General features: G+C 26.3%; 8 protein-coding genes. 7 read left to right on the top strand and 1 reads right to left on the bottom strand.

Annotation, left to right across the window (positions count from 1 at the left end; all coding sequences use genetic code 11):
- The first annotated feature begins 880 nt into the window (after window positions 1-880).
- From gshA to sucD, 7 genes are all read left to right on the top strand, one after another.
- A complete protein-coding gene (gshA, locus tag ABNS14_RS02265; protein WP_348666091.1) occupies window positions 881-2,437 on the top strand; it encodes a glutamate--cysteine ligase in 1,557 nt (518 codons plus the stop codon).
- A gap of 607 nt (window positions 2,438-3,044) precedes the next feature.
- Entirely contained in the window at window positions 3,045-4,676 is a 1,632-nt protein-coding gene (pgm, locus tag ABNS14_RS02260; RefSeq protein WP_348666090.1) for a phosphoglucomutase (alpha-D-glucose-1,6-bisphosphate-dependent), read from the top strand.
- A gap of 156 nt (window positions 4,677-4,832) precedes the next feature.
- A complete protein-coding gene (locus ABNS14_RS02255) occupies window positions 4,833-5,579 on the top strand; it encodes a Nif3-like dinuclear metal center hexameric protein (protein ID WP_348666089.1) in 747 nt (248 codons plus the stop codon).
- Between the two features lie 1,051 nt (window positions 5,580-6,630).
- A complete protein-coding gene (gene sucA, locus ABNS14_RS02250) occupies window positions 6,631-9,447 on the top strand; it encodes a 2-oxoglutarate dehydrogenase E1 component (RefSeq protein ID WP_348666088.1) in 2,817 nt (938 codons plus the stop codon).
- Between the two features lie 14 nt (window positions 9,448-9,461).
- Window positions 9,462-10,709, top strand: coding sequence for a 2-oxoglutarate dehydrogenase complex dihydrolipoyllysine-residue succinyltransferase (gene odhB, locus ABNS14_RS02245; RefSeq protein ID WP_348666087.1), 1,248 nt, complete (start codon window positions 9,462-9,464; stop codon window positions 10,707-10,709).
- A 136-nt stretch (window positions 10,710-10,845) separates the two neighbouring features.
- On the top strand, window positions 10,846-12,018 hold the full coding sequence (gene sucC, locus ABNS14_RS02240) for an ADP-forming succinate--CoA ligase subunit beta (protein ID WP_348666086.1): 1,173 nt from the start codon (window positions 10,846-10,848) through the stop codon (window positions 12,016-12,018).
- A complete protein-coding gene (gene sucD, locus ABNS14_RS02235; RefSeq protein WP_348666085.1) occupies window positions 12,018-12,905 on the top strand; it encodes a succinate--CoA ligase subunit alpha in 888 nt (295 codons plus the stop codon). Before sucC ends, sucD begins: the two co-directional genes overlap by 1 nt.
- A gap of 137 nt (window positions 12,906-13,042) precedes the next feature.
- Here the strand turns inward: sucD and mdh are convergent, their stop codons facing one another.
- On the bottom strand, window positions 13,043-13,978 hold the full coding sequence (gene mdh / locus ABNS14_RS02230) for a malate dehydrogenase (protein WP_348666083.1): 936 nt from the start codon (window positions 13,976-13,978) through the stop codon (window positions 13,043-13,045).
- Window positions 13,979-14,251 lie beyond the last annotated feature (273 nt).

Below are 14,251 nucleotides of genomic sequence, written 5' to 3'. Positions count from 1 at the left end.
AAAAATTTTATTTAATATATAAATTTATTTAATATATAAATATTTGATATAAATATATTGATATATAATTTTTAATAAAAAATCGATATTAATTAATATTTAAAATTTGTTCTTTATATAAATGCCAACATTATTTTGTATTCATATTTTTTATTTGTTTTTTCTTAATTTTAAGATTATATCTTACACAATTTTTTGTATAAAAATAAAACTTTTTTTGCATAAAAATAAAACTTTTTATTTTTATAAATATTATTTAAATATAGAGTTGATAACTTTTATAAAAGTTTTAAATAACAATCATTAAAAGACACAAATTAGAACCTTATATTCATAATTAGACATATTTTAATATACAATAAAAATATGATTTATTTATAAATCTATTTAAAAATATGATTTTTTAGTAATAATAAAAAATATTTTTAGCATAAAATATTTCACTAATTTTTAATATTTTTCGATTAAGAGATTGATGATAAAAAAAGTTCTTTACAGATTTACTGTATTTTAACTATTTTTATTAGAAATCAAGAATATTATTTAAATTTATAAAAATTGCCAATTTTTATTTGATAAATAGAATATAAAAATATTTAATACTGTTCAGTATATGTTATTATTTTTAATAGAAATTATTATTAAATATTAAAAAATATTTCTTTTAGATTTTTTGTATTTTTTACAAGTTATAACACTAAATAATAAAAAATTATTTTTTTACAAAAATTTTTTTACTATTTTATATTATTAAATAATTTTTATATCGTAAAAATTATTAATGTAATATATTAATCTGAATAGTAAAAATTTTGATTGTGTAGATTCACAATGATTTTTCAAAAAGAAATATTACTAAAATGAATAACGGGAGGTCAATTTGATCCCGAATATATCAAAAGCGATAGGATGGTTAAAAGCACATCCTAATGTTTTGTATGGTCTTTGTCGAGGAATTGAACGTGAAACACTAAGAATTACACCAGAAGGAAGATTAGCTACATCTTTACATCCTTATGGATTAGGAAAGGCATTAACTCATCCATGGATTACAACTGATTTTGCTGAAGCTTTATTAGAATTTATTACACCAGCTAATAATAATATTGAATATGTCTTAGGATTTTTAAGAGATCTTCATCGGTATACAATATCTCATCTTGAGAATGAATTAATTTGGCCAATTAGTATGCCTTGTTTTGTAGAGCATCAGAAAAATATTAAACTGGCGCAATATGGTGCTTCAAATATTGGTCGTTTTAAAACTTTGTATAGAGAGGGCTTGAAAAATCGGTATGGATCGTTAATGCAGATTATTGCAGGTGTTCATTATAATTTTTCTTTACCATTATCCTTTTGGAGGGCTTTTTTAAATATTAAAGATTCTCAAGATGCTAAAAAGAAAATTTCTGATGGTTATTTTAGATTGATGCGTAATTATTATCGATTTGGATGGGTGATTCCATATTTATTTGGTGCATCACCTGCAATTTGTGGTTCTTTTTTAGATGGTAAAACACTTCATTTGCCTTTTGAAAAAACTTTGAAAGGAACTTATTATTTACCTTATGCAACATCATTAAGAATGAGTGATTTAGGATATACTAATCAATCTAAAAATAATTTTACAATCACTTTTAATGACTTGATTACTTATGTGGATAATCTTAAGCAAGCAATTAACAATCCGTCCAAAGAGTTCTTAAAATTAGGAATGTATAATAAAGATGGACAATATTTACAACTTAATACAAATATTTTACAAATTGAAAATGAATTATATACACCTATTCGTCCAAAAAGATTACCAATTGGTGATGAATCTCCATCAGATGCTTTATTAAAAAGAGGCATTGAATATGTTGAAGTTCGATCGTTGGATATTAATCCATTTACTGCTATTGGTATTAATAAAACACAGATGTATTTTCTTGATTTATTTTTAATTTGGTGTGTTTTAGCAGATGCACCTATGATGGATAAAAAGGAGTTATCTGGATGTCAAAAAAATTGGAATAGAGTAATTCTTGAAGGCCGTAAACCTGGACAAATTATTACTGTTAATTATGGTAAATCTATCAGTACTTTAAAAAAAATTGGAAAAAAATTATTTGATGATTTATTAAAAATTGCTGATATATTAGATATCAATGGTAATAGTTATTATCGTGAAATTTGTTCTCAATTAATACTAATGATTGAAAATCCAGAGCTAACATATTCTGGGCAATTATTACCTCTTATGATTGAAGAAGGTATTATTCCATATGGTTTAAAGTTAGCTAATATTTATTATCAAGAATTAAAAAATGAACCTTATGAAATAATAAATGATATAGATTTTGTAAATGTTCGTAATGCTTCAATTATAGAACAATCAAGAATAGAAAAAGAAGACAAAATAAATTTTGATGTTTATTTGAAGCAATATTTTTAAATAGTTATTGAAATATTTTTAAGTAATACATTAATATTGTATATTTTTTTGTTTGTATATACATTAATTTTGTTAAATTATAATGAAAATTTCATTTGAGTGTTTATTTAAAAATAATTGATTTTTTTGTAAAAATTAAGAAAAAACATATTTATTAAACAGTTTGCAGAAATTGGTATAATTGAATAAAATAAGTTAGAGAATTTAATTGATCATAAAAAATATAAAAATTTAAAATTATTATATCTTATTTAAGATATTTATTTTAATAAAGGTATGGATAATATACGCGTATATAAGTATTTATAAAGTTAAAATTTAATTTAGTATGAGATTTTTTATAAAAAAAGTTATTAGTTAGATTATTAAAAATAACCTTTGATTGTTTATGACTTTATATATTATTAACAATATATAATATAAAAATAATCATATTAATACCTTTTGTGAATATCAAGTATTCATATATTTTATATGAAATATTTAAAGTTTTTTGATAAAGAATTTTTGTGATATTGTTTATATATAAAATATTTATTATAGATAAATTGTTATAAATATTTTGTTTTTAAAACAAAAATATTATTTTGTGGAAAAATTATTATTAATGCATAAACGCGCTGGACAATTTGCTCAACCAAGTGATTTAATTAATGTTGAAGAATTAATCAAACAATATTATTTTTTAAAACCTCAAAAAAAAAATCCTGATCATGTTGTTAAATTTGGTACATCAGGTCATCGTGGTATTGCATCTCGGCATAGTTTTAATGAAGAGCACATTTTAGCTATCGTACAAGCTATCGTAGAAGTACGTCGATCACATGGTATTACTGGATCTTGTTTAATTGGAAAAGATACACATGCTTTATCGGATCCTGCTTTTATGACAATAATTGAAGTAATGATTGCTAATAAAATTGATGTTATTACTCAACAAGATCAAGGTTTTACACCGACACCTTCTATTTCTTATGCTATATTAGATTATAATCGTAAGCATAAAAAAAAAGCTGATGGTATACTTATAACATCTTCACATAACCCCCCAGAATATGGCGGTATAAAATATAATTCTTCGCATGGAGGACCGGCAGATGAGTCACTTACTTTAGAAATTGAGCATCGAGCAAATCAATTAATTAGCAATCAATTAGTAGGTGTTCAACGTATTAATTATCCATTAGCAATCAAAGATTCTCATTATCATCAAAAAGATTTTGTTGAGCCTTATGTAGTTGCTTTAAACGATGTTATTGATATGGTAGCTATTAAACAATCAGGATTAAAAATAGGTGTAGATCCATTAGGTGGGGCAGGAATAAATTATTGGAAACGTATTAGTGATTATTATGAACTTAATTTGGAGTTAGTCAATGAAAAAATTGATCCAACATTTAGTTTCATGCCTTTAGATTATGATGGTGTTATTCGTATGGATTGTTCTTCTCATTGGGCGATGAAAGGTTTATTGGATTTAAGAAATAAATTTGATTTAGGATTTGCTAATGATCCTGATCATGATCGTCATGGTATTATAACGCCAGAAGGATTAATGAATTCTAATCATTATTTAGTTGTGGCTATAGATTATTTATTTCGTCATCGTCCACAATGGAAAAAAGATATTGCAGTATGTAAGACATTAGTTTCTAGTGCAATGATTGATCGTGTAGTGGATAATCTAGGCCGTAAATTAGTGGAAGTCCCGGTTGGTTTTAAATGGTTTGTTGATGGTTTATATCATGGAAAGTATGGTTTTGCTGGTGAAGAAAGTGCCGGTGCTTCTTTTTTGAAGTTTGATGGAACACCTTGGACAACAGATAAAGATGGTATTATTTTATGTCTTTTAGCAGCTGAAATGACAGCAGTTACTGGCAAGAATCCTCAACAACTCTATCAAGAACTTTCTGCAACTTTTGGTGAATACAATTATAGTCGTATTCAATGTAAGGCTAATTATGAACAAAAAAAATCTTTAGAACAATTAACTGCTAAAATGTTATCTACAAAAATATTAGCAGGTGATAATATTATTACAATATTAACTAAAGCATCTGGTAATAATGCTTCTATTGGTGGTCTAAAGGTAATCACTAATTATGGTTGGTTTACTGTTCGTCCGTCTGGTACAGAAGAAGCGTATAAAATTTATTGTGAAAGTTTTCGTGATGCTAATCATCTTAAGATTATTGAAAAAGAAGCTATTGAAATTGTTAATAAAATTATTAGTGATTAAATATTTGATTTAATAAAAAATATATTTTGAATTTTTTATGAAATTTTATAAAAATAATAATTTAAATATATTTTTATTCCTAAAAGATATCTTTTAAAGATATAATTTTTTTTTAGAAAAATAAACAAAATTTCTAACATATGGAATAAGTTGGTTATGCACAATATTGAATTAGAAAAATTAATTAATATGTATCTCGATGTTGAAAAATATCAAGATTATGTACCGAATGGACTACAAGTAGAAGGTAGATCAGAGGTAAAAAAAATATTAACTGGTGTTACTGCATCTCAAGCATTACTTGATGAAGGAGTAAAATTATTTGTAGATGCAATTATTGTTCATCATGGTTTTTTTTGGAAAAATGAATCTGATATTATTGTTAATATAAAGCGTAAAAGATTAAAAACATTACTTTGTAATGATATTAACCTATACGGTTATCATTTGCCGCTAGATGTGCATCCAATTATAGGTAACAATGTCAAATTTGGAGAATTACTAGAAGTTGAGATTGACAGATATATTTTACCCTTACTACCAATGGGGCATTTTTTAAAAATTATTACTCCTGATGATTTAATGCTGCGTTTAAGTAATAAATTGAAACGTCAACCTTTGTATGTTGGTAGAAAATATGGAGTCAAAGAAATTCGTACTGTTGCATGGTGTACAGGTAGTGGTCAGAATTTTATTCAAGCAGCAGGAGAAGCAGGTGCAGATGCTTTTATCACTGGAGAAGTTTCAGAGCAAACAATTCATATTGCAAGAGAAATGGGTATTCATTTTTATGCTGCAGGTCATCATGCAACAGAGCGATCAGGTATTAAAATGTTAGGGAAATGGTTACAGAAAGATTACAATTTTTCTGTATGTTTTATTGATATACCTAATCCAGCTTAATTCTTAATCAAGTAAGTTTTTAAACTAATAAATATTACATTTTTTTTAAATATTAATATTTATCGAATTTCTGATGTTTTGATATATATAATTAAAATATTATAAATATTTTGTAAATATTATATTTAAATAACGTAAAACATAAGTAAATGACTAACAGTAATCACTTTTGTATTCGTATTTTAAAATAAAAAAATAGATGTATGAAATAAAAATTTATATTATTAAATATAAAAAAAATATTGATTTTAAATATAATTTAATGACTGATTTATGAAATATTTTTATATATCTTTAAAATATCTATAAAAAATTAAATAAAAATTTAAAATGGAACAGTTTATAGAGAGATAAAAATACTTTATTAGTATACAATATATTATGAATTAAATACAGTATACCATGAATTTTATATTTTAATTTTTAAAGGGCGATATTTTTGTATAAAAATATAATTTTTTATAAATTGTTATAATTGTAATCAAAATATTAAAATCATATAATAAAAAAATATTTAGTGTTTCTTGAAATACTCGCAAGAGTGATGTTTTTTGAAATTGTTTGGTAATTACTCATTTTTTAATATTTTCTATTAAAAAATAATCGATATATTAATAATAAAAATATATTATTAATGTTATATTTTATATGTTTTTTATATTTATAATAATGTTGATGTACTATAATAATATAAGAATGCTTATCAAAAAAAGAATCATGTAATATTTTTTGGGTAAAAAATTTACAAATAGTTTTACAATTTTTTTTTAAAAAAATATTAAAAATATTTTTATATCAACAGAATGTTTTTCATATTTTTTTAATTGTTAAAATCTATTTGTAAAAAATATTTATTTGTAAAAAATATTTATTTGTAAAAAATATTTATAATAAGGAATATTAATATATGATTTAGTGTATTTAAAAAATAATTAACATTTATTTTTATATTTTCTATACCAGAATGTATCTTTACTTGTTAAATACGATATAAATAAAGCATACAGTCTTATAAAATAGACTTTTTTTTGAAAAGGCTTAAGGGATAAAAATGCACAACAGCGTAATGAATGATTGGTCAAATTTAAGTTTTTTAAGTGCTGACAATCAATCTTATATTGAACAATTGTATGAAGAATACTTAGTGAATCCTAATTCTGTTAATAAAGATTGGCAAATTGTTTTTAATCAATTACCATCTACAGATTCAAATCCTGAATGTTTTCACTCAAAAATATGTGAACATTTTCGTTTATTAGCTAAAAAAAATCCTATTCGTTATCAGACTATTATTCAAACTGAATTTCCTGTAGATATAAAACAACTTAAAGTTTTTGAATTAATAAATACATTTCGTCTTAAAGGATATCAAAATGCATGTCTTGATCCATTAGGATTATGGAAAAAAAATGTTATTCCTGATTTATATCCAGAATTTTATGATTTGAATGATTCTGATTTTAAAAAAATATTTAATGTTTCTTTTGGTTCTAAAAAAATCAAAATAACATTAAGTGAATTATATATTGCATTGAAACGTATCTATTGTACTTCTATTGGTGCAGAATATATGGATGTTACTACATTTGAAGAAAAAAAATGGATACAAAAAAATCTTGAAAGGACCACTTCAATTAGTGAGCAATTTGATAAAAAAGAAAAAAGAGATATTTTATTAGAATTAATTGCTGCTGAAGGGTTAGAGCGTTATCTTGGAATAAAATTTCCTGGTGCTAAACGTTTCTCTTTAGAAGGAGCTGATTCACTAATCCCGATGTTAAAGGAATTAATTCGTTATGCTAATCAGCATGGTACTCATGAAATTGTATTAGGTATGGCTCATCGTGGTCGATTAAATGTTTTAGTAAATATATTTGGAAAGAAATCAAAAGATTTATTTGATGAATTTTCTGGTAAGAATAAACTCGTTATTGGTACTGGAGACGTGAAATATCACCAAGGTTTTTCTTCTAATTTTAAAATATTAGATAGAGAAGTGCATTTGTCATTGGCATTTAATCCATCTCATTTAGAAATAATTAATCCAGTAATTATGGGTTCTGCTCGAGCTCGTCGTGATCGTTTATCTACTGTAAATAATAGTGATATTGTATTGCCAATTACTATTCACGGTGATGCAGCGGTCAGTGGGCAAGGAGTAGTGCAAGAAATGTTGAATATGTCTCAAACTAGAGGTTATGAAGTTGGTGGTGCATTACGAATTGTTATTAATAATCAAATAGGTTTTACAACATCTAATCCTGAAGATGCACGTTCAACACAATTTTGTACTGATATCATGAAAATGGCAAAAGCACCTATTTTTCATGTTAATGGCGATGATCCTGAAGCTGTTGTTTTTATTACTCGTTTAGCATTAGATTTTCGTCATAAGTTTAAACGTGATGTGGTGATTGATTTGGTTTGTTATCGTCGATATGGACATAATGAAGCTGATGAACCAAGTGTTACACAACCAATTATGTATGCAAAAATTAAAAAACATCCCACAACATGTAAATTGTATACAAAAAAATTAATTACAGAAAATATTATTAGTGATAATGAAGTAACGTTAATGATGGATGCTTATCGTGATAAATTAGATCGTGGTGATTGTGTTGTTGATGAATATTGTCCAATTGATCAACAGCGCTCAATCTGGAAACCTTATTTGAATCATCAATGGAATGATGTTTACCCTATAAACATTAACAAAGAAGAATTAAAAGATTTAGCAAAACGTTTAAATAATATTCCAGAAAAAATTATTATGCAATCACGGGTTAAAAAAATTTATAATGATCGTCTTGAAATGGCAAACGAAAAAAAATCATTTGATTGGGGTGCAGCAGAAACATTAGCTTATGCTACATTATTAGATAAAGGAATAAATGTTCGTTTATCAGGAGAAGATGTAAGTAGAGGAACTTTTTTTCATCGTCATGTCGTTGTTCATGATCAAAATAATGGTTCAGTTTATATTCCTCTCTCTAATATATCTGATCATCAAGGAAAATTTGGTGTTTGGGATTCTGTTTTATCAGAAGAAGCGGTGCTTGCTTTTGAATATGGTTATGCATCAGCAGAACCACGAGCTTTAATTATGTGGGAAGCTCAATTTGGTGATTTTGCAAATGTAGCACAAGTAGTTATTGATCAATTCATTAGTTCTGGTGAGCAAAAATGGGGCCGTATGTGTGGTTTAGTTATATTGTTACCACATGGATATGAAGGACAAGGTCCTGAACATTCCTCTGCTCGTTTAGAACGTTATCTACAATTATGTGCAGAAGAGAACATGCAAGTTTGTATTCCATCAACTCCAGCACAAATCTATCATATTTTGCGTAGGCAAGTAATTTCTAATATGCGACGTCCATTGATTATTATGTCACCTAAATCATTATTACGTCATCCACGTGCAATTTCTGTTTTATCAGAATTAGCAAATGGTAAATTTCAATCTATAATAACTGAAATTGATCTTACAGATGTTAAAAATATTCAACGTATTATTTTATGTTCAGGTAAGGTTTATTATGATTTGCTTGAACAGCGTATGCAAAATCAACAAAAAAATATTGCAATTATACGTATTGAACAGTTATATCCATTTCCTGATAAAGATTTAAAAAAGGCTTTAGAAGCTTATGAACATGTGCATGATTTTGTTTGGTGTCAAGAAGAACCATTTAATCAAGGAGCATGGTGCTTTATTAAGCCTAATATTCGTAAAATAATTCCTAAATATGCGTCATTAAAATATGTAGGACGTGCAGAATCTGCTGCGCCTGCTGTAGGTTATGCGTTTGTTCATCAAGCTCAACAACAAATTTTAGTAAGAGATGCATTAGAAATAAATTAATTAAAGGATAACAAATGAATAGAATAGAAATTCTTGTTCCGGATCTTCCTGAATCAGTTTTAGATGCTACAGTTGCATGTTGGCATAAGAAACAAGGTGATTATGTAAAACGTGATGAGGTATTAGTAGAAATTGAAACTGATAAAGTGATACTTGAAGTTTCTGCTGTTGATTCAGGTATTCTTGAATCTATTTTAGAAAAAGAAGGTTCTACAGTTTCTTCCAAACAACTATTAGGTCGTATTCATGTAACAGATGCTATTCAGAACTCAGTGAAACAAGTACAATTAATTGATTCTACAGAAAATATTAAATCCAGTTCATTTAAATCTCATGCTTCTAGTATTAAAAAAGATAATAATGATTCTTCTTTAACGCCAGCAATACGTCGTTTAATTGCAGAACATGATTTAAATCCTTCTGATGTTATAAAAGAGAGTGCTGAAAAAGGACGTTTAACTCGTGATAATATTGAAAAATATGTCAATAAAAAAGAATCAACAACATCAATAAATATCGAGGATAAGAATTATTCAATGATTGATGAATCTTCTGTTTTTGCTAGATGCGAAAAACGTGTAGCAATGACACGTTTACGCAAACGTATTGCGGAACGTTTACTAGATGCAAAAAATAGTACAGCAACTTTAACAACTTTTAATGAAGTTAATATGAAAGCTGTTTCTGATTTACGAAAAACTTATGGTGATCATTTTGAAAAAAAATATGGAGTACGTTTAGGTTTAATGTCTTTTTATGTAAAAGCTGTTATTGAAGCTTTAAAATGTTATCCTGAAGTTAATGCATCGATTGATGGTTCAGATATAGTCTATCATAATTATTTTGATATCAGTATTGCTGTTGCAACTACAAGAGGTTTAGTTACACCAGTATTGCGTGATGCTGATACCCTTAGTATGGCTGATATTGAAAAAAATATTAAAGAATTAGCAAGTCAGGGACGCGATGGAAAATTAACCATTGAAAAATTGAAAGGTGGTAATTTTACCATTACTAATGGAGGAGTATTTGGTTCTTTAATGTCAACTCCAATCATTAATCCGCCACAAAGTGCTATTTTAGGAATACATGCTATTAAAGATAGACCTATGGCTGTTGATGGTAAGGTGGAAATATTACCTATGATGTATTTGGCACTATCTTATGATCATCGTTTGATTGATGGACGTGAATCTGTAGGTTTCTTAATGATAATAAAAAATATATTAGAAGATCCAAATCGTTTATTATTAGAAATATAAATAATATTTTAAAATAATTATTTGTATATTTAAGTAAGAAATATATTATGTACGGTTTAATTTATTTTTATTTTTTACAGAAGTAAAAATAAATAAGATTCATTGTTTTTATTTAAAATAAATTGGATGCAATGTCATGAATTTACATGAATATCAAGTAAAAAAACTTTTTTTGCGTTATGGATTATCAGTACCTATAAGTTATTTGTGTGAAACAGTAGAAGAAGCAGAAAAAATAACAAGAAAATTAGGAAATAATATTCCTTTGATTTTAAAATGTCAGGTACATGCTGGTGGTCGTGGTAAGGCTGGTGGTATAAAAATTGTCTATAATAGAGAAGAACTTATAAAATTTGTTAAATATTGGTTAGGTAAACGATTAGTAACTTATCAAACAGATATAAATGGACAACCTGTTAATCAAATTTTAATTGAAGAAGTAACTAATATTGATAAAGAAATATACTTAGGTGCGGTAATTGATCGTAGTATCGGCCGTATTGTTTTTATGGCATCAATGGAAGGTGGAGTTGAAATAGAAAAAATAGCGAAAAAAAAACCTGAACTTATTTATAAGTCAATTATTGATCCTTTGATTGGTCCTATGTTTTATCAAGGTCGCGAACTTGCTTTTAAATTAGGTTTAAATAGTCAACAAGTGCAGCAATTTGTGAATATTTTTATACAATTAGCAACAATCTTTATTAAATACGATCTTACTTTAATTGAAATCAATCCTTTGGTTATTAATAAAAATGGAGATCTAATATGTTTAGATGGAAAACTTATTGTTGATAGTAATGCTATTTATCGGCAAAAAGAATTAAACAATATGCGTGATATCTTTCAGGAAGAAGAACGTGAAGTTTATGCATCAAAATGGGGATTAAATTATGTTGCTTTAAATGGTAATATTGGTTGTATGGTTAATGGTGCCGGGTTGGCTATGGGAACCATGGATATTATTAAATTATATGGTGGAGTTCCAGCTAATTTTCTTGATGTTGGAGGTAGTGCAACTACAGAAAGAGTAAAAGAAGCATTTAAAATTATATTATCTGATAATAATGTAAAGGCTATTTTAGTTAATATTTTTGGTGGTATTGTTCGTTGTGATTTAATTGCTGATGGTATTATTTTAGCAATTAAGGAAATTGGAGTGAAAATTCCAGTGATTGTTCGTTTAGAAGGAAATAATTCTGATTTAGCTATTCAAAAATTAAGTATTAGCGGTCTTAAAATCATTATTGCAACTAGTTTGATAGATGCAGTCAAAAAAGTAGTAGCAGTTGCGGAGGTAAATAAGTAATGTCAATTTTAATTGATAAAAATACTAAAGTAATATGTCAAGGATTTACTGGGAATCAAGGTACTTTTCATTCAAAAGAGGCTATTGCTTATGGAACAAAAATAGTTGGTGGCGTTACTCCAGGTAAAGGAGGTACTATACATTTAGGATTACCTGTTTTTAATACAGTACGTGAAGCTGTAGAAGTCACAAATGCAACTACATCAGTAGTTTATGTTCCAGCTAGATTTTGTAAAGATTCTATTATAGAAGCTATTAATGCTGGTATTAAATTAATTGTGACTATTACAGAAGGTATTCCTGTATTAGATATGTTAATGATTAAAGTTAAGCTAAAAGAAAGTGGAGTACAAATGATAGGACCTAATTGTCCTGGAATAATTACACCCGGGGAATGTAAAATTGGTATTCAACCTGCATATATTCATAAAAAAGGTACAATAGGTGTTATATCAAGATCCGGAACACTAACTTATGAGGTAGTCAAACAGATCAGTGATGTAGGATTAGGTCAATCTACTTGTGTTGGTATTGGCGGTGATGCTATTGTTGGATCAAGTTTTATTGATATTTTGAAACTTTTTAATGTAGATTCAAAAACTAAAGTGATTGTAATGATTGGTGAAATTGGTGGAAAAGCAGAAGAAGAAGCAGCAATGTATATTAAAAAACATGTTACTAAACCTGTTGTTGCTTATATTGCCGGTGTTACAGCACCTAAAGATAAACGTATGGGACATGCTGGTGCAATTATTACTGGCGGAGAAGGTGGAGCAGAAGAAAAGTTTTTTGTTTTGGAAGAAGCAGGAGTAAGTATAGTACATAATTTTGTTGAGATTGGTAATGTTATCAAAAAAATAATCATGAATTTTAAAAGACTTCAGTAAATTTTATCATTCTTTAATTATAATTATTAAATATTTTATAGAATAAAAGCTCATTAAGAGTTTTCATATAAATAAAATAGATATTAAAAATAGATATTAATTAATATTAATAACTTTATAAAAATGTTTATTTTTATTTATTCAAAAAAGTGATTCACTGATTCAATTTCTTTTTTGAGTTTTTTTAATATTTCTTCTAATTGTTTTTTTTCATCTATAGTATTTATATTAATTGGCAATCTTTCTTTAATACCGTCACACCCTAAAAGTATTGGTTGTGCAAAAAATTTAGAATATTGATTATCACTATCTACGTATGAACATTCAATAATATTTTTTTTTCCATTTAAAGCATCAACTAGTGATAGACAAAATCTAGCTGCAGCTTGTCCTGTAGAAAGTGTTGCAGAACCATTACCTGCTTTACTATTAATAACTTCAGTACCAGCATTTTGAATACGTGCAATTAAAGTTTTGATTTCTTCTTCTGTAAGCTTTATATTTTTGATTTGATTTAATAATGGTAAAATTGTTTCATTAGAATGTCCACCAATAACTTTTACTTCTATTTCTTGTGGATCTTTGTTTTTTAATTCAGCTACAAATGTATTGGCACGTATAACATCTAATGTTGTTATACCGAATAATTTATTTTTATCATATGTACCATATTTTTTTAGTACCTGTGCTGCGAGTGGAACTATCGTATTAATAGGATTAGTAATAATGCCGATTAGTGCTCGAGGACATTGTTGAGCAATATTTTCGATAAGTTTATATATGATATTTGCATTAATATTGAATAATTCTGAACGATATTTTCCTGGTTTTCTGCTGATGCCTGCTGTAATTAAAACTATGTCGACATTGTGCAGTGCAGGTTTTATATCATCAGCAGAAAAACCAACTACGGTAACATTTGTTGGAATGTGACTTAAATCTTTTGCAATACCAGAAATTCCGATAGTAATATCATAAAGATGTAATTTTGAACCTGATGGAAGTTGATTTTTAAGAAGTAATGAAAGTGCTTGACCGACACCACCTGCCGCTCCTAAGATAGCTATTTTCATTTTCAGTATTTCCTTTGAAATGTTCTATGAAATAATTTTTATTTTAAATTAATAAGATTCAAATTAATAATAGAATGATTTTTTTGGATAGTAAAAATTATTTTTTATAATAATTAACTATTTAACAAAAATATTTTTTCTTCATTTTTAAAACATATATATAATTTTAAAAAATTACTTAAAGTTTTTGTTTTTTAAAACTAAAGAAAATAATGTATAATTTTTCTTTATATTTACATATTATATAAAATTTAAAATTTTCTTTTTTTTTAA

This window comes from Arsenophonus symbiont of Ornithomya chloropus, from assembly GCF_964026495.1.
Lineage (GTDB): Bacteria > Pseudomonadota > Gammaproteobacteria > Enterobacterales > Enterobacteriaceae > Arsenophonus.
This window is presented reverse-complemented; position numbering and strand designations above follow the sequence as displayed.